The sequence below is a fragment of the Undibacterium sp. WLHG33 genome, assembly GCF_049544815.1.
Lineage (GTDB): Bacteria > Pseudomonadota > Gammaproteobacteria > Burkholderiales > Burkholderiaceae_D > Undibacterium.
Genome location: NZ_CP186697.1, coordinates 3,048,625 through 3,073,839, shown reverse-complemented (window position 1 = coordinate 3,073,839; position 25,215 = coordinate 3,048,625). Strand labels below are relative to the sequence as shown.

Genomic DNA, 25,215 nt, shown 5'->3' with positions numbered 1-25,215 from the left:
AGATCCGCTTTTTCTTCTCGGCTTCCGCATTTTGTTGTGGGGGCGCCAATCAAATCGCTTGGCTTGGGGGTGTTGGAGCTACTTTCCGTTCCTTACTTCACTTCCTCTCCCGCATTTCTGCGGGAGGCGAACTATAGCAAAACCAACCTCAATTCGCAATCAAACTCGCAAATTATTTATAACTTATTGGTTCTTAAATTCCGGTGTGCGTTTTTCCAGGAATGCTTTCATGCCTTCTTTCTGATCTTCCGTTCCAAAGCTTGAATGAAACAGGCGACGTTCAAAATGCACGCCTTCCGACAACGTAGTTTCGTAAGCGCGATTAACAGATTCCTTAATCATCATAATGACAGGCAGCGACATGCTGGCAATCGTGTTCGCCGCAGACAGCGCTTCTTCCAGTAGCATATCCACCGGAACAATGCGTGAGACCAGTCCGGCGCGCTCCGCTTCTTCCGCATCCATCATGCGCGCAGTCAGGCACATGTCCATCGCCTTCGCTTTAGAAATAGCACGAGGCAAACGCTGAGTACCGCCAGCACCCGGCAAGGTTCCCAACTTAACTTCGGGCTGGCCAAATTTTGCGTTATCAGCAGCAATGATGAAATCGCACATCATCGCCAATTCACAACCACCACCTAAGGCATAACCTGCCACCGCAGCAATGACTGGCTTGCGAATCTGACGAATTACCTCCCAATTACGCGTGATGTAATCACCTTTATAAGCATCCATGAACGAGTAGTTCGCCATTGCCGCAATATCCGCACCGGCAGCAAATGCCTTCTGACTTCCGGTAATCACGATGCATTGGATCGCTTCATTCTGCTCAAACGCTTTTAACGCTGCGCCTAATTCATTCATTAGCTGATCATTCAGCGCATTCAGTGCCTTCGGACGATTGAGGGTAATCAGTCCCACTTTCTCTTTTGTCTCTACTAATATGCATTCGAATTCCATGGAAGTCTCCTATATAGTGTCAATGGATGTCCCGCTCAACGCGGCAAGGCTAAATTATTCAAACAATCCAGCGTTTCTATTTGCAGAACAGCCGGATTGTAAACAAAGGAAATCTATGTGGTTATTGCTATTAGAAGCCGGAATGGCGCTCTTTATATTGATCTTTATCGTATGGTGGACCATGTTTTCCGGACGACGCCCGGAAAATAAACCGCGCATTGAAGAACAAACTGACAGTAAGAACGACAGCAACTGAGCTTCATCGCATCAATTAATGCAAAGTGCGCGGAATAGAAAGTACAAATTCAGGAATCGCCACTTCAAAACGATGCCCATCTTCCGCCACACAGAAATACGAACCTTTCATACTTCCCTGTGGCGTCGTTAAGGAGCTGCCACTGGTGTATTCAAAACTTTGTCCGGGTTGCAAAAACGGCTGGTGCCCGACCACACCCAATCCTTTTACTTCTTCAGTGTGATTCTTTGCATCCGTAATAATCCAGTGACGTGCAATCACCTGCGCCGCCACCGTCCCGGTATTTTTAATCGTTATGGTGTAAGCAAACACAAAGCTCGCCTGATCCGGATTGGATTGTTCTTGCAAATACTGCGTCGCGACGGACACACTCATCTCGTAGGTAGCCACAGTCTCCTCTTTTCTTTATCAACTGCAATTGAATCTCTATTGTGCCAGAGGATGACAAAGACGACATGGATGGCGCAAGGTAAAATAGCGCATCTTTTCTTTTGCAAGACCTTTGCCATGACAACCTACCGAATTGCTCCCAGTATTTTATCCGCCGACTTTGCCCGACTGGGCGAGGAAGTGCGCAACGTCGTCGCTGCCGGTGCCGATATGATTCACTTTGACGTCATGGATAACCATTACGTACCGAATCTGACCATAGGCCCATTGGTCTGCGAAGCGATACGCCCGCATGTGCAGGTGCCGATTGATGTTCATCTGATGGTCAAGCCCGTTGATCGTATCATTCCCGATTTTGCCAAAGCTGGCGCGAATATCATCAGCTTTCATCCGGAAGGTTCTGAGCACATCGACCGCAGTCTTCAATTAATCCGCGATCATGGCTGCAAAGCCGGTCTGGTGCTGAATCCGGCAACACCTTTGCATGTGTTAGAACATGTCATGGACAAGCTGGATCTGATCTTGCTGATGTCAGTCAACCCAGGCTTCGGCGGTCAATCATTTATTCCGCACACCTTGAAAAAAATTGCTGCTGTACGCAAATCAATTGATGAGTCTGGTCGCGACATCATGCTGCAAGTGGATGGTGGCGTAAAAATAGACAATATCCGCGAGATCGCCGCAGCAGGCGCAGATACGTTTGTTGCTGGTTCAGCGATATTTGGCAAACCAGATTACAAAGGCGTGATTGACGCCATGCGCACAGAACTCGGAAAAGTCTGACTCCAATCAATCACCGCTTACATTTCAGACTCCCAATATACATGCGGCTTATGGCGCCATTTCCTGCCATGATCCGCATGTTTATTCAGACATTCAACAGGCATCGCCATGTTTAGTAATATCAACGCTGTCATCATTGATCTTGATGGGACCATGCTCGATACCGCACCGGATTTTCTGGTCGCGATCAATCGTATGCGGAATGATTTTTCCCTGACGCCAATCACGCTAGCCATGGTGAAATCTATGGTCGGTAAAGGCTCGGAAAATCTGATCACCCGCGTCCTGAGTCTGGATTTCGATGAAGCGGGAGTGCAACAACATTTTGCGCAAGGGATGGCGTCTTACCAGCGCCATTATCTCGACATCAATGGCGATCACAGCACGTTGTATCCGGAAGTTATTGAAGGTTTACAAGCAATGCAGACGATGGGTCTGCGACTCGCGTGTGTCACAAATAAGCCGCTCGCTTTCGCAATACCACTGATGCAGAAAAAAGGATTGTCTTCCTATTTTGAACTGACTTTTGGTGGCGATTCTTTCCCGCGGAAAAAGCCGGATCCGCAGCCATTGTTGGAAGTTAGCAAACAGTTTGAGATGGCGCCATCCAATATTCTGGCCATCGGTGACTCCAGCAATGACGCCATCGCGGCGCGTGCAGCAGGTTGCCCGGTACTCACAGTGCCCTATGGCTACAACCACGGCGAGGCTGTACAAACAATTCAAAGTGATGGTATAGTCGGAACACTGTTGGAAGCGGCACGACTGCTGGCAACAGCAAATCGACATTAATCACTTTCATTCCACTCACGAATGTTTCCCGAAAACAAACGTCCCGAAATAACACCAGGTACCTTTGAGGCTTGGCTATGGCGACGCTGGCAATCCTCTTAACCCTGGAATGCCGCGACTGGCTCTGCACATCCCCAGCATAACTGGTCGCTTGTTTTATCAATCTGTCTTATCCGTCCTTACTCAAGATGCGAGTCATATTGCTCGTATTCTGTTTCTGCAGGCATCGCGAGCTATGGCTGACGGCTGAAGGAAAACCATGACCGAACTCGAATTCAAATCGCTGGCCGCGCAAGGCTACAACCGTATTCCTATGATTGCGGAAGCATTCGCTGATCTGGAAACACCGCTGACTCTTTACCTGAAACTTGCTCAGACCCAGAATGCAGGCAAAAACACGTTCCTGCTCGAATCCGTCATGGGTGGCGAACGTTTCGGGCGTTATTCCTTCATCGGCCTGCCTGCCAATACGCTGTTGCGCAGCTACGGTGAAAAAGTAGAAATCGTCAGAAATGGCGAAATCATCGAAACGTATCACGGCAATCCACTCGACTTCATCGCAGAATTTCAAAGCCGTTTCAAAGTAGCATTGCGTCCCGGTATGCCACGCTTTTGCGGTGGACTCGCCGGTTACTTTGGTTACGATGCGGTACGCCATGTCGAAAAACGCCTCGCCCACAGCGCACCCAAAGATGATCTTGGGCTGCCGGAAATTCAGTTACTGGTGACCGAGGAATTAGCGGTCATCGACAATGTATCAGGCAAGCTGTATCTGATTGTGTATGCTGATCCTACACAAGCCGAAGCATGGTCAAAAGCGCGCCAGCGTTTGAAAGATTTGCGTGCAATGTTACGCCGCAGCGTTGATGCGCCAGTCACATCCGCCTCGGTACGCACCGAATCCATACGCGATTTCGCCAAAGAAGATTATTTAAAAGCCGTTGAAAAGGCCAAGGAATACATCATGGCGGGCGATCTGATGCAGGTGCAGGTTGGGCAGCGCATCAAGAAGCCTTATGCCGATTCGCCACTGTCACTGTATCGCGCACTGCGCTCACTGAATCCGTCGCCGTATATGTATTTCTACAATTTCGGCGATATGCAGATCATCGGTGCTTCACCAGAAATTTTAGTCCGTAACGAAAGCCTGAATGACGGCTCGCGCAAAGTCACGATACGCCCACTTGCAGGTACGCGCCCGCGCGGAGCAACACCGGAGCGCGATGCCGAACTCGCTAAAGAGCTGCTGGCCGATCCTAAAGAAATCGCCGAACACGTGATGCTGATTGATCTCGCACGCAATGATATCGGCCGCATCGCCACGACTGGCAGCGTCAAGGTAACGGATCAGATGGTGATTGAAAAATACTCGCATGTGCAACACATCGTATCGAATGTCGAAGGCACATTGCAGCCACAATTATCGAATCTCGATGTATTGAAAGCGACCTTCCCTGCCGGTACCTTGTCCGGTGCGCCAAAGGTGCGCGCGATGGAGTTGATCGATGAACTCGAACCGGTCAAACGCGGCATCTATGGCGGCGCCTGCGGTTATCTGTCGTTTGGCGGCGAGATGGATCTGGCGATTGCGATACGCACCGGCGTGCTGAAAGACGGCATGTTGTATGTGCAGGCTGCGGCGGGCGTAGTGGCAGATTCAGTACCGGAAATGGAATGGCAGGAAACAGAAAATAAGGCGCGCGCAGTTTTGCGCGCAGCCGAACAAGTACAAGATGGTCTGGACGGAGAAATTTAAATGCTGCTGATGATCGATAACTATGATTCCTTCACTTACAACCTCGTGCAGTATTTTGCCGAGCTGGGTGAAGATGTGCGCACCTACCGCAATGATGAAATCACACTGGAAGAAATCGCCGCTTTAAAGCCGGATCACATCTGCATTTCACCAGGGCCATGCACGCCGCATGAAGCTGGTATTTCTATTCCTGTCATCGAACGTTTTGCCGGTCAGATTCCGATTCTCGGCGTCTGTCTTGGTCATCAAAGTATAGGTGCGGCATTTGGCGGCAATATCATCCGCGCAAAACAAGTCATGCATGGCAAGACCTCGCTGATTGCACACACAGGTGTCGGTGTTTTCAGGAATTTACCCAGCCCCTACACCGTTATACGCTATCACTCGCTGGCAATTGAACGCGCGACGCTGCCAGATTGCCTGGAAGTCACCGCCTGGACTGACGATGGCGAAATCATGGGGGTGCGCCACAAAGAATTTAATCTGCAAGGCGTGCAATTTCACCCCGAATCCATCCTCTCAGAGCATGGCCATGCTCTGTTAAAAAACTTTCTGACCGGAGCAGCACAATGACCATTTCTCAGCAAGAAGCACTGACACGTTTGATCGAACACCGCGAAATATTCCATGACGAAATGCTGTATCTGTTCCGCAAAATCATGGGCGGTGAAATGTCGCCACTGATGATCGCCGCATTAACGATAGGTCTGCGCGTCAAAAAAGAAAGCATCGGTGAAATCACGGCGGCAGCACAAGTTATGCGCGAATTCTCGACGAAAGTACCATTGGTCAATACCGAAAATATGATCGATATCGTCGGCACTGGCGGCGATGGCGCGAATACGTTCAACATTTCCACCACCTCGATGTTTGTAACTGCCGCCGCTGGTGCACGCGTCGCCAAGCACGGTGGACGCAGCGTTTCCTCATCATCCGGCAGCGCCGATGTGCTTGAAGCGCTGGGCGCCAACATTAACCTGAATCCAGAACAAATTGCACAATCCGTCGCTCAGACCGGTATCGGTTTTATGTTTGCACCTAACCATCACGGCGCGATGAAACACGCGGCACCTGTACGGCGTGAACTGGGTGTGCGTACCATCTTTAATATCCTGGGACCACTGACCAATCCTGCCGGCGCGCCGAATATTCTGATGGGCGTATTCCATCCTGATCTGGTTGGTATTCAGGTGCGCGTACTGCAACGACTGGGGGCTAAACATGCGCTGGTCGTGTGGGGGCGCGACAATATGGATGAGGTTTCTCTCGGCGCACCAACCATGGTCGGCGAACTGATCGATGGCGAAATCCGCGAATACGATATTCATCCGGAAGACTTTGGACTGCAAATGGTATCGAGCCGCAATCTGCGTGTTTCCGGCGCCGAAGAATCGCGCGAAAAAGTCCTGGAAGTGCTAAACAACGTCGCCGGTGCCGCTAAAGATATCGTCAGCCTGAATGCTGGCGCGGCTTTATACGGCGCTGGCGTTGCCAGCTCAATTGCCGACGGCGTCAAGAAGGCACAAGAAGCCATCGCCTCTGGTGCTGCACGTGCCAAGATGGATCAGTTCATTCAGGTTACTCAGCAACTCGGAAAATAAATTATGTCAGACATACTTAACAACATCCTGGCAGTCAAAAAAGATGAAATTGCGGCAGCAAAAAAATATCAGTCACTGATCAGCCTGCGCGATGAGGTCGAATCCGATAAAGAAGCACGTACGCAACTACGTGGTTTTGAAGCAGCGCTGCGCAACAAAATTGCAGCAGGCAATCCTGCAGTGATTGCGGAAGTCAAAAAGGCCTCGCCCTCCAAAGGTGTCATCCGTCCAAATTTTAATCCGGCAGACATCGCTAAAAGCTACGAGCAACACGGTGCGGCCTGTTTATCGGTACTGACAGATGTGCGTTTTTTTCAGGGCGCTCCGGAATATCTGCAACAGGCACGCAATGCCTGCGCGTTACCGGCGTTGCGCAAAGATTTTATGATTGATCCGTATCAGGTGTATCAGGCCAGAAAATGGGGCGCTGATTGTATTTTGCTGATCGTTGCCGCGCTCGATCATGGTCTGATGGCCGAGCTCGAAGCCTGCGCGCATGAGCTTGGTATGGGCGTGCTGGTTGAGGTACACAATGACGTAGAGCTGGACGCGGCACTTAAACTGAAAACCACGCTGCTAGGGATTAACAACCGCAACCTGCGTACCTTTGAAGTGACGCTGGATACGACGCTGGGCTTGCTGCCGAAACTGTCTCCGGAAAAACTGGTAATCACGGAATCCGGCATCCTCAACCCGGACGACGTAAAACGGATGCGCGCTGCGGATGTGCATGGCTTTCTGGTCGGTGAAGCATTTATGCGGGCAGAAAATCCGGGGGCAGAGTTACAGAAATTATTTTTCTGAATCGAAACACATCTGACGGCATGTCCTAATCAATCTGCGGCTTTCCAGGCATTTTCCTGCCAGAAGCCGCATGAATATTGAGAGATGATCGTTGCCAATAGCAGAAAAGCCGTTCGCGTACAGATTACGCCAACGGCTTTTTCTATGGAACGCTGATCAATTACGACTTCGTTGCTTTACGGTAGCTAGGCCGCGCCGTCGCCAACACTGCCTTGGCATCACTCTCAATTTTGAAGTTGTTGGCAGGCACATCATCCGCTTGCAGTTTCGCTTTCACGACCAGCAGCTCATCTCGGCGGAAAGCGTGAATTTCCACAGTATCACCAACGCGATAACGTCCGATCGCCACCGCCAGATTATCACTGACGTCGGCGACACTTACACGCAAGCCGTTAATCGCCACCAGAATATCATTCGCAGATAAGCCCGCCAGATGTGCGGCACGGCCTTCATACGCATGAGCGATTTTGCAGCCATTGGCATCGCGTGCCACTTTCACGCCAAGACTGGCTGGCTTGTTGCTATTGCCTGCATCGAGTGTAATGCCGAAATCAGCAAACAACTGCGCCAGCGGCACATCCTCAGTCCCGCGCACATGCTTATCGAGGAAGTGGCGCACATTCACACCAGTGGCTTTTTCGATGATCGTTTCGATTTCATCTTCGGCCAAGCCCTGCTGTTTTCCTGCCGCAAAATTGGCATAGAAATCACGGCCAAATTTTTGCCACAAAGCGCGCATCACATCATCGAGTGATTTTTTTCCACCAGTTGCAGCACGTATCGTCAGATCCAGACCCAGCCCGACCAGAGAGCCTTTGGTGTAATAGCTGACAATCGCATTCGGCGAATTTTCATCCTGACGATAATACTTCGTCCAGGCATCAAAGCTGGACTCCGCCACACTTTGCTTCAGACGGCCGCTGCCGCGCTGGACGTTGTTGACAGTCTGCGCCAGCAATTTCAGATACGCTGCTTCATCGATCAGGCCAGCGCGTACCAGCATCAGATCATCGTAATAACTCGTGAAACCTTCAAACAGCCACAACAGGCTGGTGTAGTTTTCCTGGTGCAGATCGTAACTGGCAAATGCCGCAGGCTTAATACGTTTAACGTTCCAGGCATGGAAATATTCATGACTGCACAAACCCAAAAAACCGCGATATCCATCGCTCATCTCAGGCTGATGTTTGACCGGAATATCAGTGCGGTTACAGATCAAGGCGGTTGAGGCACGATGTTCCAGGCCACCGTAACCTTCGCCGACAACCATCGTCATGAACACATAGCGATCCATCGGCGCTTTTTTGGCACGCGGCTCAAAAAACGCGATCTGGCTTTCACAGATTTTTTTGACATCAGCGACCATGCGCTCCATGTCCATATTCGGCACTTTCCCAGTCACCACAAAATCATGTGGTACGCCGTGCGCTTCAAATGTCGCCAGCGCAAAATCGCCACACTCAACCGGGTGATCGACCAACTCGTCGTAGTTCGCGGCAACATAAGTACCAAAGCCATAACGCTTGGCTTTCAGCTCAGGTAAAGAAGTGGCAACGCGCCAGCTCTTACATGCAGGAACATCAGGACGTTGAATATCCACAATGTGTGGTAAAAACTCTTGCCCGTGTACACTCAGGAATACGCTGGTGCCGTTAAAAAAAGCATGTAACTGATCGAGATGCGCGGCGCGCACTGACAAATCCCAGGCGTACACGTCATAACTGATCAGTAATTCATTTTTGCACGGAGCAGCCTGCCAGGTATGTTTGTCGAGCTTTTTGAGAGTCACCTTTTTACCAGCAGCAGTTGCCTTGATCTGCACAATATTTCGTGCAAATTCACGCACCATGTAACTACCAGGGATCCAAGCCGGCAGGCTGACAATCTGTCCTTCAGGATCGGGCTGACTGATGAGCAGCGTCACCTGATACAAGTGAGCGGCTAAATCTTTGGGGATGATCGAATAATGAATCGCGTTTTTGACGCTGTTGCGGCTTGTCTGACTTTGAGTTGCTTTTTGAGTGCTCATCGTTTTTGCCATGCTCAACGATCTTTCTATTTTAATAGTTAGAGATATTAGTTGCGCACATTCGCAGCGATGAAAGTGAATATCTGCGCCGTCACAACCACTCGGGTCAATTGCAGGCGCAAATGAATAAACCATTCGGGAACACCATAGCTTCGATAGAGTTTTTTATCGATTTTGTAGGCCGCGATAAAACCAACAACCTGCACTAAAAAACCAAACAGCATATTACCCAGAGAGCACCAGGCGATCACGGTAGGAATCACGCCCCAGATCAATGCCTTCCTGGTTTCATGATCATCGTTGCCATTCGCCATAATGGTAACCCCCCAATGTACGCCACCAAGAAAAGATAAGATGGCGATGCCATAAGCAAGTTGTGCTTTGATGAAATAGCCCAACCACTCAGGATGCACGAGCCAGCAGGCGAGGGTCAGCAGGATGAATGGAATCAGGCCTGCAAAGCCTAAGCGGATAACGAGTTTCTGATTGAGATTATTCATAAAATATCGCTGCGGATGTTGCAACGTCTGTTTTCTGTCAAATTGAAGAAAAACGCTATTCTAAGAGGAAATCAGAGACTTAGATATATTTGTCCGTCACCGATATATGAATAATGTTTTCTGATTTACCGGGAAGATAAATCAGCCGGCAGATCAATGTCCCGCAAAATCCCGGGATCATCAAGCGGAATTTCGCGTACCGGAAACCGCTGCAATAAGCCGCGTGCGCCGCGATCACCAGTCAGCGCCATTAGTTCGGGAAGATATTTATCTGAAAAACCGACAGGATTACCGCGCTGTCCCTGAAATACAGGAACCACAATATCTGCGCCGTTTTCCAGTTCGTGCAGGAGCGCCGCGATGCTTGTGCTCTGAACGAAGGGCATGTCTGCAAGAGCAATGATCCAGCCTTTGCTAAGTGCTGTGTGACGCAGGCCGGTGGTGAGCGATGCTGCCATGCCCTGATCCGCATCCGGGCAGACAAGGACCTCGTAGTTCTCACGCTGCAACGCTTCTATCAGTGCATGATTGTCTGGTCGCACAACCACAACAATCCGCTTTATCACGGAAGATAAATGGCGCGCTGCTGTCAGCGCGACCGTATGCCCGTCGGGTAAAGTTTGTTGCAGCTTATCTTCGACGCCCTGCGGATCAAAGCGTCGCCCGCGTCCGGCAGCAAGCAAAATGCCAGTCCAGCTCGCGGGAGAAAGCGTCATGCTTATTTGGCAGAATTCAGGCTGGCAAACTTCTCTTCCAGCCCTTTTGCATCCATTGCGCCAGGCACGCGGGAACCATCGCTAAAGAAAATAGCCGGTGTACCGTTCACGCGTAATTTCTGTCCAAGTGCGAGTATTTTTTCGTTTGGCGTAGTGCAATTAGCTGGTGCAGCGGAGGGGGCTTTTCCGTTCAGCATCCACTCATCCCAAGCTTTATTGCGATCCGCAGAACACCAGACATTTTTTGATTTGACGGTCGAATCTTCCGACAAAATGTTATACAAGAACGTGTAAACAGTAATGTTGTCCATGCCGGCCAGGGTTTTGCGGAAACGTTTGCAGTAACCGCAATTCGGATCTTCAAACACAGCGATCACACGCTTACCATCACCTTTGACCATTTTCAGTGCAGATTCCAGCGGCAAATCAGAGAACTTAATTTTACTCAGTTCATCTGTTCTGGCTTTGGTGTAATTCGTGCCGGACTTGGCGTCGATTACATTCCCCACAAATAAATACTGCGCTTTTTCATCGGTGTACAAAATATCCGAGCCGACGCGCACTTCGAACAAACCGCTGTAAGGTGTCTTGATGACGGAATCCACTTTCACGCCCTGACCTAACTTAGGCTCTATCAGTTTTTTTATCGCAGATTCCTGCGCGGTCTGCGCGAAAACGACACCGGTAAAAGTGAGGGACAAGAGCGCGATACATTGCTTCAGATTCATATTATTCCTTGTAATTCCGTTTAGTAGCTGTCGCCATAGTCAGCAATGCTTACTTACCCATTGCATGGGAGATTAATTTGTTCTTTAAGACAGGCAGACGATTCAGTAAGTTCAATCCGACATTGCGAGCCAGACGCAAAGGCGCCAAATCAGAACCGAATAATCGTGCCAGTCCGTCGGTCGTAATCTGCATCAACAGCACGTCTTCTTTACGCGAACGACGGTAACGCTCCAGCAGTTTGGCATCACCACAATCACAATGATCTTCGCGTGATTTTATCAACGCCAGCAAGCTTGTCACATCACCAAAACCAAGATTCATGCCATGCCCGGCAAGCGGATGCACTGCATGCGCCGCATCGCCAATCAGCGCCACACGCTGTGCAATCATGCTGTGCGGACGTATTAAACGCAAGGGAAACGCCTTGATATCTTCGGGCAATACCGGCGTCAGATGCCCCAGTGTATCCAGACAATACTCTTCCAGCCGGCTGACCAGCGCAGACAATGGTTCCCGCAGCAATGTCGCCGCCAATGCATCCGGTGCAGACCACACCAGCGATACCCGATTTCCAGGCAATGGCAACAAAGCAATGATGCCCTGCTCTTCAACAAACCACTGATGTGCAACCCCGTGGTGCGGGATCTCGCATTCAAAATTCGTGACAACACCCTGCTGTCCGTAAGAGCGGTAATCCAGACCGATATCACACTGACCACGCACCCACGATTGCGCTCCATCAGCGCCAACGATCAGACTTGCCTTGATCTGGCTGCCATCCTCAAGAGTAATCTGCGCACCATGTTCATCTGCATGCAAACTTGCGGCCGCACCAGTGACTACCGATAAATTCTGCGCAAACTTCATCGCCGTATCGAGCGCGTGATTTAAATTTTTATCTTCAACAATCCAGGCCAACTCACCGGTACGGGCACCATAAGCATCGAAAGCCAGTTGACCATCGCTATCCGACTTGCCGCCACGCACATTCATTTCGGTGACAGCCGCGACACGCTGTAAATCCAGAGCATCCCATACTTTAAGCGAAGACAATAAATCATGTGCAATATGGTTCAGTGCGAAGACGCGCACATCCCACTGTGCCGACATTGGCAAGGCAACGGCAGAACGGCAAAGTACCGCCACCCGCAAACCTGCCTGCGCAAATCCCAGTGCAGCAGCTTTACCCACCGCGCCATTCCCCACGATACAAATATCACAATGATGAATCTGATCCGTCATATAAAAGACCTTCGCCATAGACAATGACAGGCATTATACGGCACCGGAACCCGCACCCGGCTGAGGCACATCAATTCAGAGTTAGCCCAGACCAGCAGCTTTTTTTCGCAAGGGACTTGCAAAGCGCCAAACACATCTCTATAATGCGTGGTCTTGGCCTGGTAGCTCAGTCGGTAGAGCAGAGGATTGAAAATCCTTGTGTCGGTGGTTCGATTCCGCCCCGGGCCACCAAGAAATAAGAAAAAGGCTTACAGAAATGTAAGCCTTTTTTGTTTTGTGCCTGGGAACGCAAGTGCTGTAACGAATAATCTCATCGTGATTCAAATGCTCGCTCAGCAAACTTGATTGAGCATCCCGTTGAATACAGCCCTAGATTTATTTGCGTCTTTTCTTCGCGCCAAAAAATAGAATCCCTTCAGTCGTAAAACGACCATCCAGACATAGGTCAGGAAAATCAGCGAAGGCCCGCTCAAGCAAAGAGGAAGCAATACCCTGACGACGATAGGCAACGTCGATATAAATGTTGTCGATCACATGACGATTACCGTGATTAAGCTTGATGGCGAGAACACCGGCTGAAAAATCTTTATTACCGTGAAATTGAGAAATTTTTTTCCCGGTTGAGCACAAATCATCTGAAAAAACGCGAAGGTAACGAATAAAGTAGTTATTTGTAGAGACGATGATGTGCTCATCCTGACGCACTATCTTTTCATCACCTAACGCTACTCTCGCCAATGCAGTATTTGGCATTGCCAGACAATGAAGAATCGAGCTGTCCGGGTTGTACAGCCGTTCCACGACCTGCCCGACAATCGGAAGGCGACACGCCAGGCGCTTCTTGATACTGGAAATTTTTTCTTTTGACAACGGTGTGCCTCTTTCAATCAATGAGGTCAGCAATTGTATTGAGTTAAGTAATATTTCCTGTTTCAAAGTGTTAACCAGATGTAACTTTACTGATCTGGTAAAGCATCACATTTACATTTTCCCTTCATATTTTGGTTCTGCTATCCGGCAAGAAAATGAATAAAAAATATATACGGGGTCAGCCAATTTTTATCGATCAATATTCAGGCTAGTACAAAAATACAATTTTTAAAGCAAGAACTTCAGCCTTCATTCAAGCAAGCAAGACATGCAGACGCAGCCAGTCATGCGTGGAGTAATATTCTGATTAACATGGAGTGAACATAGTTACAATGAACTAGGTATTGCCTGACAGTCAGGTTGTCCTGCAGCCCATAACATCACACTTCGCAGCCTGGTCGTCGACGGATACTCTCCGTTACGATATTTTTGTGATGCAGACAACAGATGCTTGCGTTATTCTTAATAACTGATGATTTAAATTTAACGGAGTATTTCTATGCGTAAATTATGGCAAGCCGTCTACATCATCCTGATCCTGAGTCTGACTGGCTGTGGTTACAACACGATACAGAACGAAGACGAACAGATTAAATCGAACTGGTCAGAAGTACTGAATCAATACCAGCGGCGCGCCGATCTGGTACCTAATCTGGTTAGCACAGTAAAAGGCTTTGCGGCGCAAGAGAAAGATGTTTTACTCGGCGTCACTAATGCCCGTGCAAAAGTGGGAAGTCTGCAAGCAAGTCCTGAGCTGATCAACAACCCCGAGGCCTTTGCTAAATTTCAGAGTGCCCAAGGCGAACTATCAGGTGCACTTTCAAAATTACTGGTCGTGACTGAAAATTATCCGCAGTTGAAATCAGATGCCAGTTTCCGCGATTTGCAGGCACAACTTGAGGGGACGGAAAATCGCATTGCTGTCGCCAGAAACCGCTACATCAAAGCCGTGCAGGAATATAACGTGACGGTCCGTTCTTTTCCTACTAATCTGACCGCGATGATTTTTGGATATCAGGTAAAACCCAATTTCACTGTCGAAAATGAAAAAGCACTTGCGGAGCCACCAAAAGTTGATTTCGGTGCACCGCAAGGGAATAGTGGAAATCAGAAATGACACTCCTGCAAACGGCAAGAATGCTGATTCTTGCCGGTTCCTTATGCTGCTCATTTTTTGCTTCGGCAGAACTTGCCGTTCCTGCGCTGAGTCAGCATGTCACAGATCAGACGGGAACGCTGAACGCCGAACAAAAAAACAGCTTGGAACAGACCTTACGTTCTTTCGAAGAAAAAAAAGGAAGCCAGATTGCAGTCTTAATTATCGCCAGCACGGCACCGGAAACGATAGAACAATATTCGCTGCGTGTTGCTGAACAATGGAAATTAGGTCGCAAGAAAATTGATGATGGCGCCATTTTGGTAATTGCCAAGAATGATCGCACTTTACGCATAGAAGTCGGATATGGTCTCGAAGGTGCGTTGAATGACGCGATCAGCAAACGCATCATCAGCGAAACAATCATTCCGCAATTCAAGCAGGATAACTACTTTGGCGGCATCTCCGCCGGAATCAATCAGATGATCCAGGTCGTTAATGGCGAACCCCTGCCAGCAGCCCCTGAAAAAAATGTGTCGAATGACAGCCGGATTGAACAAATTATTCCTTTTCTGTTTATTTTCGCGATTGCCGCCGGAGGAATATTACGCGCTTTATTTGGTCGGCTTCACGCCGCAATGATCACCGGCGGCATCGTTGCAGGCTTAACCTGGATGCTCGCCGGCGCGATCACGATTGCGTTGATCGCCGGCTTTATTGCACTGATTTTTACTCTCTTAGGCGGCATGACAGGAGGGCGCGGGAGCGGCACTTACCGTGGTGGAAACCATGGCGATAGCGGTGGCTTCGGTGGTGGCGGATTTGGAGGTGGCGGCGGCTTTAGCGGAGGTGGCGGCAGCTTTGGCGGCGGCGGTGCATCAGGAAGGTGGTAATCATGAGTCTGAGACGCCTAATCAAACATTTATCGATGAGCCGCTGGCAACTGCGGCGCTATTTCCCTGAGAATTCTCTGCGGGCCATTGAGCAGGCCATTAAAGCCAGCGAAACCGGACACCAAGGTGAAATCCGTTTTGCAGCAGAAGCTGCGCTTGATGGTGCAGCGTTGTTCAGAGACCAATCCTCCAGAGAACGTGCGATTGATCTGTTTTCTGAATTAAGGATATGGGACACAGAACACAATAATGGTGTGCTGATCTATCTTTTACTGGCTGACAGACGCGTCGAAATCATTGCCGATCGCGGAATCCATACGAAAGCAGGTGATGCTGCATGGGGAAAAATCTGCCGCGATATGGAGAGCTACTTCCAACGCGCCGAATATGAAGCAGGTGTTATCGCCGGAATACAGGCGGTGACGCAGCACATGATCCGGCACTATCCGACCGGACATAACACACGCAACGAATTGCCAGACCAGCCCGTGCTACTGTGAGCTGGACCGGTCCGGCATTGATACTTCGGGCACTACCGCACAGCAAGCAACGCTCAAGAAGCAATAGCACCACACCGCGCACCTGCAAAATCGGAGCAGAACGAGTCACCATTCAAATTTTTTAAATGGTGTCATCAAACGGCACCGCGCATCGAACCTCAGCAGCATGAAATAATCACTGCCATCAACAAGGAGAAAACTATCATGCTTACACTCAGAAAATCTCAAAGTCGCGGTCGTGCAGATCATGGATGGCTGAAAAGTCAACATTCATTTTCTTTCGGAGATTATTACGATCCCGACCATACAGGCTGGGGCAATCTGCTGGTGATCAATGAAGACATTATCGCTCCCGGCACCGGATTCGGTACTCATGGCCATCGTGATATGGAAATCATCAGCTATGTATTAGCAGGACAGCTTGCACATCAGGACAGTATGGGAAATATCAAAGGTATCCCGCCGGGCGACGTGCAAAGAATGAGCGCAGGTACCGGTGTCAGACATAGCGAGTTCAATAATGCAAAAGGTCAGACCACCCATTTTCTGCAGATCTGGATTACGCCAAAACAAAAAGGAATCGCGCCAGGCTACGAGCAAAAAACAATTCCTGCCGAGAAAAAACGTGGCGCTTTATGTTTAGTTGCCTCCCCTGACGGCGCGCAGGATTCTGTTGCGATGAATGCGGATGCTGCATTGTATGCAGGCTTGTTTGATGGTGATGAAAAAGCAGAATTAAGCTTGAATCCCGAACGTAAAGCGTATGTACACCTGATACGCGGAGAGCTGGAAGTCAACGGCCAACGCATCAGCGGCGGCGATGCCTTCAAGATTGAAAACGAACAAAAAATTACTCTGGCCAATGGTAAAGACGCTGAAGTACTGGTGTTTGACCTGAGCGCCTGAACGACATACTCACGAAAGAATGGAGTCATTATGTTTGATACATTAAAAAATCCTTTGGCAATCGTTGGCCGCTTACTACTGGCTTCACTGTTTTTACCCGCAGGTATTGGCAAGCTCACGGGTTTTGCGGGCACTGTCGCCTATATCAGCTCGGCCGGGCTGCCGGTACCGGCGCTGGCTGCAGTGGCGGCGCTTTTAGTTGAAATCGGTGGTGGTATCGCGCTGATCGCTGGTGCCGGCACACGCTTGGCAGCGCTCATACTGGCGTTCTTCACGCTGGTGGCATCATTCGTTTTCCATGCTTATTGGGCGGTACCGGCTGCTCAGCAATATGTCACGCAATTGCTGTTCTTTAAGAACATTGCGGTTGCCGGTGGCTTGCTGACACTGGCCGCGTGGGGTGCTGGCGCATGGAGTATTGATGGACGCAGAGCCTCAAATCATCGTCCTTCATCTGAGTAAACATAAAAAAGGCGTCGTGCAGACGCCTTTTTTTATTACATCGACAGTAGCAAAATGCTTCAGACCAGTTCACTGTCAATCTGAAACTGTCCGCTCAATGCTTTGTGTATCGGGCATTTATTCGCAATCCGCAGCAAATCCTCACGCGTAGTCTGATCAAGTTCCCCATGCAGTTGTATACGCCGGATCAGACGATAGATGCCACCCGCCTCTTCGCGGTCAATCTCGACATGAATGCCAGCCAGCGCATATCCCTTGCGCTTTGCATACAGTTCCAGAGTCAGTGCAGTACACGCGCCCAGCGCAGAATCCAGCAGCTCATGCGGGGATGGATGCAGACCTGATCCTCCCGATTTTTTATCGATATCTGAAATCCAATGCAAACCATCAAATTCAATATTACAGGCGGTATCGCCACGATCAGCTTGCCAGTCAACCGAAATAGTCATGATAGAACTCCTCTCAAAATCAATCGCCACCGAGGCATCTGCCGCGCATCCGGCGTTCTACTCAGCTGCGACCTCCGATTAGCGTCGCAGATCCGTTTTTATACGTGGCTGTTTGCTTCTACTGGATAACCGGCGTCTATCCAGGCGTCGATACCACCGTGCAAAACACTGGCAGACACACCTCGCTGGCTCAGCAAATAAGCAGCTTTCAGCGCGGACGCATCGTTCGGACATGAGCAATACGTGACGATTTTCGCATTGGTCGGCCATGTATCAAGCGATGCCGTTTGTATGTTGTTCAATTCTATGTGTCTGGCGCCTTGAATATGGTTTTCCAGTGCCCCCGGAGCCAAAGAAACACGAACATCAACCAGTACCAGCTCTTCACCACGTTCAAGCAGATCAGCAAGCTGAGCAGGTGCGACACGCGGCAAGCTGGCCACCGAGCGTTTCACACGCCAGCGCCGCCAGACACGTATCGCAACATATAGAGCAACGGCGCAGATCACGATCAGCATCGCCGTGTCACCGAGCTGACTCAGGTAAGCCAGCAGTTGTCCGACCTGATTATGAAACAGCAAGCCCCCTGCAATTCCGCTGCCAGCCCATAACAGCGTCCCCGCCAGATTGAAGATCAGAAACGATGAAACCCGCATGCCCATTGCACCAGCCAGCGGTGGTGTCAGAATAGAAAGCCCGGGGACAAACTTTGCGATGACCAATGTGGCAATGCCACGGCGAGCAAAACTCAGCTCACTCTGGCGTACGCAAGTATCCGGAGAAATAGAAATCCGGCATAGCAAAGCCAGTACACGATGACCAAAACGGCGTCCTGCATAGAACCAGAGCGAATCGGCAATCAGGGATGCGAGTGTCGCCACTGCCAGTGCCTGAACTGCAAACACACCGTTATCGGCAGCAGCCACCCCGGCCAGCAACAGGAAAGGTAAGGCCGGTACAGGCGCCCCAAGCTGCTCGATAAACACCCCGGCAAACAGCGCCAGTAGTCCGTGCTGAGAAAAGAGAGCAGTGATATTTTCCATATTGAATGAGCTGAATTTTTGCGATAAATCTTATTCTCAAATCTGGCATTACGATTTTTTTCTGATGTCGGCCAGCAACAGCGACGCTGATCATGATAAAGATCAGTCGCCGGCATCGCCTTCTGCTTCGCAGTCTGAGCAAGTTTATGCACAATGCCACAACAGACGCACAGTTTCCACCGCTAAAATTTGATGTCATCATTCAGAATAACTGAATGAATAAATCAACTATGACGACTCCCCGTGATGTTCTGACTCCTGCCGCGCTGGCATTGTTGCAGGTCATTGCCGACACCGGCAGCTTTGCGGCGGCAGCACGCGCCATCGATATGGTGCCGAGTGCTCTGACCTATCGTGTACGGCAGATTGAAGAAGCGCTTGATGTATTGCTGTTTGATCGCAGCTCCCGACAGGCGCAATTGACTACCGCAGGAATGGAATTACTGCGAGAAGGTAACATTCTGTTAGAGGAAATCGACGCTATCGCGAATCGTGTGAAACGTGTTGCGACGGGCTGGGAGCCGCAATTCACCATCGCTGTGGACAGCATCATCGACCACACCACGGTGATGGAATTATGTGAGCAGTTTTTTCAGATGAATCCGCCAACCCGGCTCAAACTGCTGGCAGAAACCTTATCCGGAACCCTCGAAGCATTGACCTCCGGACAAGCCGATCTCGCTATCGGTGTTGTCATGGACAGCAATACAAAAACCGGATTGCAGCGCGAACATCTGGGCACTGTCGATTTTGAATTCGCTGTGGCACCACATCATCCACTGGCGAGCGCGGCAGAACCCCTGTCTGACAAAGTGATACGCCAGCATCGCGCGGTGGCCATTGCTGATTCAGTCAGACATGGCACCAGTATGTCGATAGGTTTGCTGACAGGCCAGGATGTGTTCACCGTTGCGGATATGACCGCTAAACTGGAAGCACAGGTGCGCGGAATCGGCGTCGGCTTCTTGCCTACCTGCCTTGCCAATCCATGTATCAACAGCGGGAAACTGGTCGTCAGAAAAGTGGAGCGGGCACAACAGCAGGTGCAGTCTTGCTATGCGTGGCGCCAGAGTAGTAAAGCGATGCAAGGGCGAGCACTGCAATGGTGGTTACAGCAGTTGCAAGCACCCGTCACGCGTACCGCATTACTGGGTGTGCGTCGTCAGCACCATTTCTGATGTACCGAAGTGCAATCACTCTTTATTTGCGGCAACGCCCTTCGTCACGTTTTCACCGTCCTCATTTTTTAAGGTCCAGAAAAATATCGACGACAACATCGTGACCACACCTAATGTGAGGAAGGCGTGGTGTAACGCACTGGTTACCGCCAGTTGATCGCTCTGCGGAAGCGCGCCGAGATACCATGCAGCGACCAGTGAGCCGCAAGCCAGCCCGAAACTCAAGGCCATCTGCTGCAAAGAACTGCCTATTGTGCTGGCCATGCTGGAATCGACGGGCTCAATATCGGCATAGGTCATGGAGTTGATACTGGAAAACTGCAGTGAATTAAAAAAACCCTGCGCCAGACTCAGCGCCACGATCAATATCAAAGGCGTGGCAGGCGAAACGCAGGAAAACAAACTGATCGTCACGCCTATCATGAATGTATTTGTGATGAGGATTTTGCGATAGCCAAATTGACGCAGCAAATGCCGGGCGATCAGTTTCATACCCATCGCGGCTGCGGCCGCAGGCATCATCAGTAATCCGGACTGCCATGCAGGCAGTCCCAGCCCCAACTGATACAACAAAGGCAGTAAAAACGGCAGTCCACCTATACCTAAGCGCGTGACAAAACCACCGACGATAGACACCCGGAACGTGCGTATCTGAAACAGATTTAAGCGCAACAGCGGATATGGCGTATGTTGCGAATGCCATCCATATGCCACCAGCAATATCAGCGATATCGCGAACAGCACCGACTCTGATGCAATGTCAATCCGGTGTTCACCGAAGATTTCCAGCAACCATGACAACAGAGCAGTTCCGGTGCCGAATAAGACCAATCCAACCACATCCAGCGGTCTTTCCTCGTCACCGTAATAATCGGGCATGTGGCGATACACCAGCAACAGCGCAATGATACCGACCGGCACGTTGATAAAGAAAATAACGCGCCACGATAACCAGTGTACGATCAACCCACCAACGGTCGGTCCCAGTAGCGGACCTATCAGCGCGGGAATGATTACAAAATTCATCGCGGTCAGTAATTCATTCTTGGGAAAAGTGCGAATAATCGCCAGTCGTCCAACCGGCATCATCATCGCTGCACCTATACCCTGCAAAATCCGCGTTGCAACCAGCATGGGCACACTGACTGCCAGACCGCTCAGAACGGAGGCACCCGTAAAAATTGCCACGGCAAAACCGAAAACACGGCGGGTACCAAAGCGATCCGCGATCCAGCCGCTGACAGGGATACCAACGGCCAGACTCAGAATATAACTGGTCACTGCCGCTTTCAGACTTAAAGGCGTTACCTGCAAACTTGCTGCCATGGAAGGGATAGCAGTATTCAGAATGGTCGCGTCGAGCTGCTCCATAAACAGGGCAATCGCAACGACCCACGGCAGGTAAGATTTGACCTTGAGATCACTCATCATAAGCGAGCTGAAATTAACGGGAAGTATCAATAGCGGTGTCTGATACAGGCAATGCAGGACAAGTTCGCCAGTGTAACCCTGAGAAGGTCAGCCGTCACTCTGCAGCTTACAGATGAAAGGAAATACGCAGAATTTTTCTGCGTGAAGTACGCAGGTCGCAGGATGTATGTGAATACAGGTTTCTGAACAGAGCATTACAGAAACCTGTATCCGCCGATAGCAGATTTATAGGCGCCGCGGTGCGTAAATGCGCGCCATGTCTTCAGCAAAATGTTTTTGCAGATTCAGCCGTTTCAGCTTCAGTGTCGGGGTGATCAGCGTGCTTTCTATCGTCCAGGGCTCGGTCGATAAAATCACGGCCTTAGGCTGAGCATAAAATGGAAAACTGGTCGTCAGTTCACGCACACGCTTCAACACTACTTCGGTAGCTGCCGGTGATTTCAGATTATTCAGATCGGCAGGATCAAGTCCCAGTGTTTGCGCCAGCTGCGTCCAGTAAGACTGACTTAGTACGACGGCACAAGCAATGAAAGGGGCATTTTCACCAAAGGCATAGACCTGTTCGAATGCAGGTTCAGTGGAAATCGCAATTTCCAGATCGACTGGTGCAATTTTTTCACCGGTTGATGTCACGATAATTTCCTTAACGCGACCAAGTATACGTACCCGTCCATCAACAACTTCCGCCTGATCGCCAGTACGCAGCCAACCATCAATAAACGCTTTGGCGGTATCTTCTTCCCGCTTCCAGTAACCCCGCATGACGTTAGGTCCACGCACCTGTAGCTCTGCGTTTTCGCCTATCCGGACTTCCACGCCATCCAGTATGCGTCCGACAGTCGATGGATTATTGTCATCAGGAGAATTGAATGCCACAACCGGCGAAGTTTCTGTCATGCCATAACCCTGCACAATAGGTATGCCGAGACCCAGGAAGCAACGTGAGATCGATGTGGATAGCGCCGCACCGCCGCTGACCGCAACGCGCAAACGACCACCGAACTGGTTTTTCAATTTACCGGCGACTACCGGCTCCAGCACGGACCAGACCAGCGCATCACTGATACGTTGCAACAGTCCATCTGACGATAAACCCTGTGCACGTGAAAAACGCCGCCAGCCGACTGCGATCGCGGTGTTAAATAAAAACGACTGCACTTTGGACTGCGCCAGCCGGGTCTGAATCACGCTGTACACCCGCTCGTAAATCCGCGGCACAGAAATCAGTATCGTCGGCTTAATCGTCACCAGCTCTTGCGGCAACTGTTTGACAGAATGAGAAAATGCGACACAGGCGCCAGCCGCCACAGGCAGGTAATAACCGGCTGTACGCTCAAATGTATGCGACAAAGGCAGGAAGGACAGGAATACGTCGCTGATGACCGGAGCAACGCGCGCCACCACAGCTTTCACATTCGACATGACGTTATTATGCGTCAGCATCACACCCTTAGGTTTACCGGTGGTTCCGGAGGTATAGACTAAGGCCGCGAGATCGTCCGCCACCGCGTCGGTCAGAACGTCAGCAACATTGACGTTCGCTGCCGCAGACAACCATTCCTCCATGTTGGCGACCGGTACTCCGGCAGGGTAATCGGCCGGTGTCAGACTCTTTTCCAGCACCACAACCTGGCGTAACGCAGGCAATGCAATCCCGGCATTGCCTATGTCTTTCCATTGCTGATCGGATGTCGCAATCAGAACGGTTGCATCGCTGTCGCTGATGATGTAGGCGATACTTTCCGGATTATCCAGTGCATGCATAGGAACCGGCACACACGCCATCTGCAATGCCGCCTGATCCACACATACTGCCTGCAAACCATTCGGTAACAAAATCGCGATACGTGCACCACGCTCCAGATTCAACAACGACAGCGCCCGCACACAGTCCATCACACGCTGATGGGTTTCTTCCCATGTGTAACTGATCCATTGACCATTTTGTTCATTAAACTGTCGGTAAGCCTCTGCGGACGGCGTTTTCGCTACGCGCCAGGTAAAAAGTTCGGCTAAGGTCCGGAGTTCTGTCAATGCTCGCTCTTGCAATGGTCTCTGTTGGTTCGACATGATTTTTAAGTTTTCGTTAAGCACCGTTCTGTGACGGTAGGCTGGTCGCCGGATGAAAGCATACGTCAGACAACATGTTCGGAAAATTCATGCCTTATCGGGCATGAACAAGGCTGCATTTCAGCATATACAGTGCCCGGAACACTTGCTGCTCATACACGATACACACGACTCCAGATCAACCCGGGGGTCTTTGTTTATCTTACTACTATGGCAGGATAGCGGGAGCAGAACAGTCGGCAAAAAAATAGCACATCCGTGCGAAATTCAGTGCAAACGGATTATAGGGAGCCATCAGGCCGGGGCATTGACTTGGGTCATTGACAGAATGAGCAAAAAATTGCTATTCCTCAGCGCGGGTAAAAATTCCCGGAATACGCCCTGATGCAAAGACTGCGATCAGGGCGATAACACATATATTACGACGCAGCTAAAGCCTGCTCGAGATCAGCAATCAGATCATCGATATGCTCTATGCCTATCGACAAGCGCACTGTATCTTCTGTCACGCCTGCTTTGGCGAGTTCTTCCGGATTTAATTGGCGGTGTGTCGTCGTTGCAGGGTGACATGCCAGAGATTTTGCGTCACCGATATTCACCAAACGGGTGAAGAGTTGCAAGGCATCCTGAAAACGCCCCCCTGCTTCACGTCCGCCTTGCAGACCAAAGGTCAAAATACCGGATGGCTTACCACCCAGATATTTCTGCGCCAGCGCATGATCTTTGTGATCTGGTAAGCCGGCATAATTCACCCACTTCACTTTCGCATGCTGTTGCAGATATTCGGCAATCTTGCGTGTATTGTCGGTAATGCGATCCAGTCTTAACGCCAACGTTTCTATGCCCTGCAAAATCAGGAAGGCATTGAACGGCGACAAAGCCGCGCCCGTATTACGCAATGGCACCACGCGCGCACGGCCTATGTAGGCGGCGGGCCCCAAAGCTTCGGTATAAACGACACCGTGATATGACACATCAGGCTCATTCAGGCGCTTAAACCGTTGCTTGTGTTCTGCCCAAGGAAACTTACCTGAATCAACGATGATGCCACCGATCGTCGTGCCATGCCCGCCCAGATATTTGGTCAGCGAATGGACGACGATATCAGCACCGAATTCAATCGGGCGCAACAGATAAGGTGACGGCACTGTGTTATCGACAATCAGCGGTACACCATGTCTGTGCGCAACGGCAGCAATCGCTTCGATATCGGTGATATTGCCCAGCGGATTACCAATCGATTCAACAAATACTGCTTTGGTTTTATCATTAATCAGCTTGGCAAACGACTCAGGGTCACGATAATCCGCGAAGCGGGTTTCTATGCCGAATTGTGGCAAGGTATGCGCAAACAGATTATAGGTACCGCCATATAACGTCGATGCCGAAACGATGTTGTCGCCAGCTTCAGCAATCGTCTGTATCGCATACGTGATAGCGGCTTGCCCGGATGCCAATGCCAGCCCGGCGATGCCGCCCTCAAGTGCCGCGACACGCTTTTCCAGCACATCATTGGTCGGATTCATGATCCGTGAATAAATATTCCCCTGCACCTTCAGATCAAATAAATCTGCACCATGCTGGGTATTATCGAAAGAATAGGCAACGGTCTGATAAATCGGCACCGCAACTGCACGTGTCGTCGGGTCTAGCGAATAACCGCCGTGAACAGCAATAGTTTCCAGTTTCATTGATGATTTCCTGTCGTTTGAGATGGTTTGAAAAAAGCTGTGATGATCATAAAAAGCGCCAGAACACC

General features: G+C 50.3%; 26 protein-coding genes and 1 tRNA gene. 14 read left to right on the top strand and 13 right to left on the bottom strand.

The features are described from left to right. Positions 1-183: 183 nt before the first annotated feature. Positions 184-960 (bottom strand): enoyl-CoA hydratase, encoded by a 777-nt coding sequence (locus ACOTSW_RS13990; RefSeq protein WP_423679672.1) that lies wholly within the window; start codon positions 958-960, stop codon positions 184-186. Between ACOTSW_RS13990 and ACOTSW_RS13985 the strand changes: the two genes are divergently transcribed. Then, complete coding sequence (locus ACOTSW_RS13985) at positions 959-1,216, top strand: hypothetical protein (protein ID WP_423682379.1); 258 nt, start codon at positions 959-961, stop codon at positions 1,214-1,216. The genes ACOTSW_RS13990 and ACOTSW_RS13985 overlap by 2 nt on opposite strands. A gap of 15 nt (positions 1,217-1,231) precedes the next feature. Here the strand turns inward: ACOTSW_RS13985 and apaG are convergent, their stop codons facing one another. Beyond that, positions 1,232-1,606, bottom strand: coding sequence for a Co2+/Mg2+ efflux protein ApaG (apaG, locus tag ACOTSW_RS13980; protein ID WP_423679671.1), 375 nt, complete (start codon positions 1,604-1,606; stop codon positions 1,232-1,234). A gap of 117 nt (positions 1,607-1,723) precedes the next feature. On the opposite strand from apaG, the gene rpe reads away from it, so the two are divergent. The 6 genes from rpe (at position 1,724) to trpC (ending at position 7,342) form a co-directional block, all read left to right on the top strand. Then, entirely contained in the window at positions 1,724-2,389 is a 666-nt protein-coding gene (rpe, locus tag ACOTSW_RS13975; protein ID WP_423679670.1) for a ribulose-phosphate 3-epimerase, read from the top strand. Positions 2,390-2,497: 108 nt separating this feature from the next. Then, on the top strand, positions 2,498-3,181 hold the full coding sequence (locus ACOTSW_RS13970; RefSeq protein ID WP_423679669.1) for a phosphoglycolate phosphatase: 684 nt from the start codon (positions 2,498-2,500) through the stop codon (positions 3,179-3,181). Between the two features lie 259 nt (positions 3,182-3,440). Then, positions 3,441-4,937 (top strand): anthranilate synthase component I, encoded by a 1,497-nt coding sequence (gene trpE, locus ACOTSW_RS13965; protein WP_423679668.1) that lies wholly within the window; start codon positions 3,441-3,443, stop codon positions 4,935-4,937. Next, positions 4,938-5,510: an anthranilate synthase component II gene (locus ACOTSW_RS13960; RefSeq protein WP_423679667.1), complete on the top strand. Its 573-nt coding sequence runs from the start codon at positions 4,938-4,940 to the stop codon at positions 5,508-5,510. Next, complete coding sequence (gene trpD / locus ACOTSW_RS13955) at positions 5,507-6,538, top strand: anthranilate phosphoribosyltransferase (RefSeq protein ID WP_423679666.1); 1,032 nt, start codon at positions 5,507-5,509, stop codon at positions 6,536-6,538. The genes ACOTSW_RS13960 and trpD overlap by 4 nt, the downstream gene beginning before the upstream one ends. A gap of 3 nt (positions 6,539-6,541) precedes the next feature. After that, complete coding sequence (gene trpC, locus ACOTSW_RS13950) at positions 6,542-7,342, top strand: indole-3-glycerol phosphate synthase TrpC (RefSeq protein WP_423679665.1); 801 nt, start codon at positions 6,542-6,544, stop codon at positions 7,340-7,342. 160 nt (positions 7,343-7,502) lie between these two features. On the opposite strand, the gene ACOTSW_RS13945 is transcribed toward trpC, so the two are convergent. The 5 genes from ACOTSW_RS13945 to ACOTSW_RS13925 all read right to left on the bottom strand — a co-directional run bounded on the left by ACOTSW_RS13945 (position 7,503) and on the right by ACOTSW_RS13925 (position 12,558). Next, positions 7,503-9,371 carry a M61 family metallopeptidase gene (locus tag ACOTSW_RS13945; protein WP_423679664.1) on the bottom strand — a complete coding sequence of 623 codons (1,869 nt, stop codon included), beginning with the start codon at positions 9,369-9,371 and terminating at the stop codon, positions 7,503-7,505. A 47-nt stretch (positions 9,372-9,418) separates the two neighbouring features. Then, on the bottom strand, positions 9,419-9,871 hold the full coding sequence (locus ACOTSW_RS13940; RefSeq protein WP_423679663.1) for a DUF3429 domain-containing protein: 453 nt from the start codon (positions 9,869-9,871) through the stop codon (positions 9,419-9,421). A 125-nt stretch (positions 9,872-9,996) separates the two neighbouring features. Then, a complete protein-coding gene (locus tag ACOTSW_RS13935) occupies positions 9,997-10,587 on the bottom strand; it encodes a nucleotidyltransferase family protein (protein WP_423679662.1) in 591 nt (196 codons plus the stop codon). A gap of 2 nt (positions 10,588-10,589) precedes the next feature. Further along, a complete protein-coding gene (locus tag ACOTSW_RS13930; RefSeq protein WP_423679661.1) occupies positions 10,590-11,315 on the bottom strand; it encodes a DsbC family protein in 726 nt (241 codons plus the stop codon). Positions 11,316-11,364: 49 nt separating this feature from the next. After that, positions 11,365-12,558, bottom strand: coding sequence for an FAD-dependent monooxygenase (locus ACOTSW_RS13925; RefSeq protein ID WP_423679660.1), 1,194 nt, complete (start codon positions 12,556-12,558; stop codon positions 11,365-11,367). A 155-nt stretch (positions 12,559-12,713) separates the two neighbouring features. Between ACOTSW_RS13925 and ACOTSW_RS13920 the strand changes: the two genes are divergently transcribed. Then, a tRNA-Phe gene (locus tag ACOTSW_RS13920) sits at positions 12,714-12,789 on the top strand. A 144-nt stretch (positions 12,790-12,933) separates the two neighbouring features. On the opposite strand, the gene ACOTSW_RS13915 is transcribed toward ACOTSW_RS13920, so the two are convergent. Beyond that, a complete protein-coding gene (locus ACOTSW_RS13915) occupies positions 12,934-13,428 on the bottom strand; it encodes a GNAT family N-acetyltransferase (RefSeq protein ID WP_423679659.1) in 495 nt (164 codons plus the stop codon). A gap of 499 nt (positions 13,429-13,927) precedes the next feature. Here ACOTSW_RS13915 and ACOTSW_RS13910 point away from each other — a divergent pair, with 499 nt between their 5' ends. From ACOTSW_RS13910 to ACOTSW_RS13890, 5 genes are all read left to right on the top strand, one after another. Further along, positions 13,928-14,545, top strand: a complete 618-nt coding sequence (locus ACOTSW_RS13910) for a LemA family protein (RefSeq protein ID WP_423679658.1) — start codon at positions 13,928-13,930, stop codon at positions 14,543-14,545. Beyond that, positions 14,542-15,417 (top strand): TPM domain-containing protein, encoded by an 876-nt coding sequence (locus tag ACOTSW_RS13905; RefSeq protein ID WP_423679657.1) that lies wholly within the window; start codon positions 14,542-14,544, stop codon positions 15,415-15,417. The genes ACOTSW_RS13910 and ACOTSW_RS13905 overlap by 4 nt, the downstream gene beginning before the upstream one ends. A 2-nt stretch (positions 15,418-15,419) precedes the next feature. Then, positions 15,420-15,917, top strand: coding sequence for a TPM domain-containing protein (locus ACOTSW_RS13900; RefSeq protein WP_423679656.1), 498 nt, complete (start codon positions 15,420-15,422; stop codon positions 15,915-15,917). A 204-nt stretch (positions 15,918-16,121) separates the two neighbouring features. Continuing rightward, positions 16,122-16,823 (top strand): pirin family protein, encoded by a 702-nt coding sequence (locus tag ACOTSW_RS13895; RefSeq protein ID WP_423679655.1) that lies wholly within the window; start codon positions 16,122-16,124, stop codon positions 16,821-16,823. Between the two features lie 30 nt (positions 16,824-16,853). Further along, entirely contained in the window at positions 16,854-17,285 is a 432-nt protein-coding gene (locus ACOTSW_RS13890) for a DoxX family protein (protein ID WP_423679654.1), read from the top strand. Between the two features lie 59 nt (positions 17,286-17,344). Here ACOTSW_RS13890 and ACOTSW_RS13885 read toward each other — a convergent pair whose 3' ends face one another. Then, a complete protein-coding gene (locus ACOTSW_RS13885; protein WP_423679653.1) occupies positions 17,345-17,734 on the bottom strand; it encodes an OsmC family protein in 390 nt (129 codons plus the stop codon). Positions 17,735-17,832: 98 nt separating this feature from the next. Next, positions 17,833-18,777 (bottom strand): VTT domain-containing protein, encoded by a 945-nt coding sequence (locus tag ACOTSW_RS13880; RefSeq protein ID WP_423679652.1) that lies wholly within the window; start codon positions 18,775-18,777, stop codon positions 17,833-17,835. Between the two features lie 215 nt (positions 18,778-18,992). Between ACOTSW_RS13880 and ACOTSW_RS13875 the strand changes: the two genes are divergently transcribed. After that, positions 18,993-19,955, top strand: a complete 963-nt coding sequence (locus ACOTSW_RS13875) for a LysR family transcriptional regulator (RefSeq protein ID WP_423679651.1) — start codon at positions 18,993-18,995, stop codon at positions 19,953-19,955. 15 nt (positions 19,956-19,970) lie between these two features. Here the strand turns inward: ACOTSW_RS13875 and ACOTSW_RS13870 are convergent, their stop codons facing one another. The 3 genes from ACOTSW_RS13870 to ACOTSW_RS13860 form a co-directional block, all read right to left on the bottom strand. After that, complete coding sequence (locus tag ACOTSW_RS13870) at positions 19,971-21,383, bottom strand: MFS transporter (protein WP_423679650.1); 1,413 nt, start codon at positions 21,381-21,383, stop codon at positions 19,971-19,973. Positions 21,384-21,611: 228 nt separating this feature from the next. Beyond that, positions 21,612-23,456: an AMP-dependent synthetase/ligase gene (locus ACOTSW_RS13865; protein ID WP_423679649.1), complete on the bottom strand. Its 1,845-nt coding sequence runs from the start codon at positions 23,454-23,456 to the stop codon at positions 21,612-21,614. A 419-nt stretch (positions 23,457-23,875) separates the two neighbouring features. After that, positions 23,876-25,147: an O-acetylhomoserine aminocarboxypropyltransferase/cysteine synthase family protein gene (locus ACOTSW_RS13860; RefSeq protein ID WP_423679648.1), complete on the bottom strand. Its 1,272-nt coding sequence runs from the start codon at positions 25,145-25,147 to the stop codon at positions 23,876-23,878. Positions 25,148-25,215: the final 68 nt, after the last annotated feature.

Excerpts from the sequence above, each read along its gene's own strand:
- ACOTSW_RS13935 (WP_423679662.1), bottom strand. The coding sequence starts at position 10,587 with ATGACGCTTTCTCCCGCGAGCTGGACTGGCATTTTGCTTGCTGCCGGA.
- ACOTSW_RS13880 (WP_423679652.1), bottom strand. The coding sequence starts at position 18,777 with ATGGAAAATATCACTGCTCTCTTTTCTCAGCACGGACTACTGGCGCTG.
- trpD (WP_423679666.1), top strand. The coding sequence starts at position 5,507 with ATGACCATTTCTCAGCAAGAAGCACTGACACGTTTGATCGAACACCGC.
- ACOTSW_RS13895 (WP_423679655.1), top strand. The coding sequence starts at position 16,122 with ATGCTTACACTCAGAAAATCTCAAAGTCGCGGTCGTGCAGATCATGGA.
- ACOTSW_RS13970 (WP_423679669.1), top strand. The coding sequence starts at position 2,498 with ATGTTTAGTAATATCAACGCTGTCATCATTGATCTTGATGGGACCATG.
- ACOTSW_RS13910 (WP_423679658.1), top strand. The coding sequence starts at position 13,928 with ATGCGTAAATTATGGCAAGCCGTCTACATCATCCTGATCCTGAGTCTG.
- ACOTSW_RS13885 (WP_423679653.1), bottom strand. The coding sequence starts at position 17,734 with ATGACTATTTCGGTTGACTGGCAAGCTGATCGTGGCGATACCGCCTGT.
- ACOTSW_RS13860 (WP_423679648.1), bottom strand. The coding sequence starts at position 25,147 with ATGAAACTGGAAACTATTGCTGTTCACGGCGGTTATTCGCTAGACCCG.
- ACOTSW_RS13870 (WP_423679650.1), bottom strand. The coding sequence starts at position 21,383 with ATGAGTGATCTCAAGGTCAAATCTTACCTGCCGTGGGTCGTTGCGATT.
- ACOTSW_RS13900 (WP_423679656.1), top strand. The coding sequence starts at position 15,420 with ATGAGTCTGAGACGCCTAATCAAACATTTATCGATGAGCCGCTGGCAA.
- ACOTSW_RS13960 (WP_423679667.1), top strand. The coding sequence starts at position 4,938 with ATGCTGCTGATGATCGATAACTATGATTCCTTCACTTACAACCTCGTG.
- trpC (WP_423679665.1), top strand. The coding sequence starts at position 6,542 with ATGTCAGACATACTTAACAACATCCTGGCAGTCAAAAAAGATGAAATT.
- ACOTSW_RS13930 (WP_423679661.1), bottom strand. The coding sequence starts at position 11,315 with ATGAATCTGAAGCAATGTATCGCGCTCTTGTCCCTCACTTTTACCGGT.
- ACOTSW_RS13875 (WP_423679651.1), top strand. The coding sequence starts at position 18,993 with ATGAATAAATCAACTATGACGACTCCCCGTGATGTTCTGACTCCTGCC.
- ACOTSW_RS13985 (WP_423682379.1), top strand. The coding sequence starts at position 959 with ATGGAAGTCTCCTATATAGTGTCAATGGATGTCCCGCTCAACGCGGCA.
- ACOTSW_RS13925 (WP_423679660.1), bottom strand. The coding sequence starts at position 12,558 with ATGACGGATCAGATTCATCATTGTGATATTTGTATCGTGGGGAATGGC.
- ACOTSW_RS13905 (WP_423679657.1), top strand. The coding sequence starts at position 14,542 with ATGACACTCCTGCAAACGGCAAGAATGCTGATTCTTGCCGGTTCCTTA.
- rpe (WP_423679670.1), top strand. The coding sequence starts at position 1,724 with ATGACAACCTACCGAATTGCTCCCAGTATTTTATCCGCCGACTTTGCC.
- ACOTSW_RS13940 (WP_423679663.1), bottom strand. The coding sequence starts at position 9,871 with ATGAATAATCTCAATCAGAAACTCGTTATCCGCTTAGGCTTTGCAGGC.
- ACOTSW_RS13865 (WP_423679649.1), bottom strand. The coding sequence starts at position 23,456 with ATGTCGAACCAACAGAGACCATTGCAAGAGCGAGCATTGACAGAACTC.
- ACOTSW_RS13890 (WP_423679654.1), top strand. The coding sequence starts at position 16,854 with ATGTTTGATACATTAAAAAATCCTTTGGCAATCGTTGGCCGCTTACTA.
- trpE (WP_423679668.1), top strand. The coding sequence starts at position 3,441 with ATGACCGAACTCGAATTCAAATCGCTGGCCGCGCAAGGCTACAACCGT.
- ACOTSW_RS13990 (WP_423679672.1), bottom strand. The coding sequence starts at position 960 with ATGGAATTCGAATGCATATTAGTAGAGACAAAAGAGAAAGTGGGACTG.
- ACOTSW_RS13945 (WP_423679664.1), bottom strand. The coding sequence starts at position 9,371 with ATGAGCACTCAAAAAGCAACTCAAAGTCAGACAAGCCGCAACAGCGTC.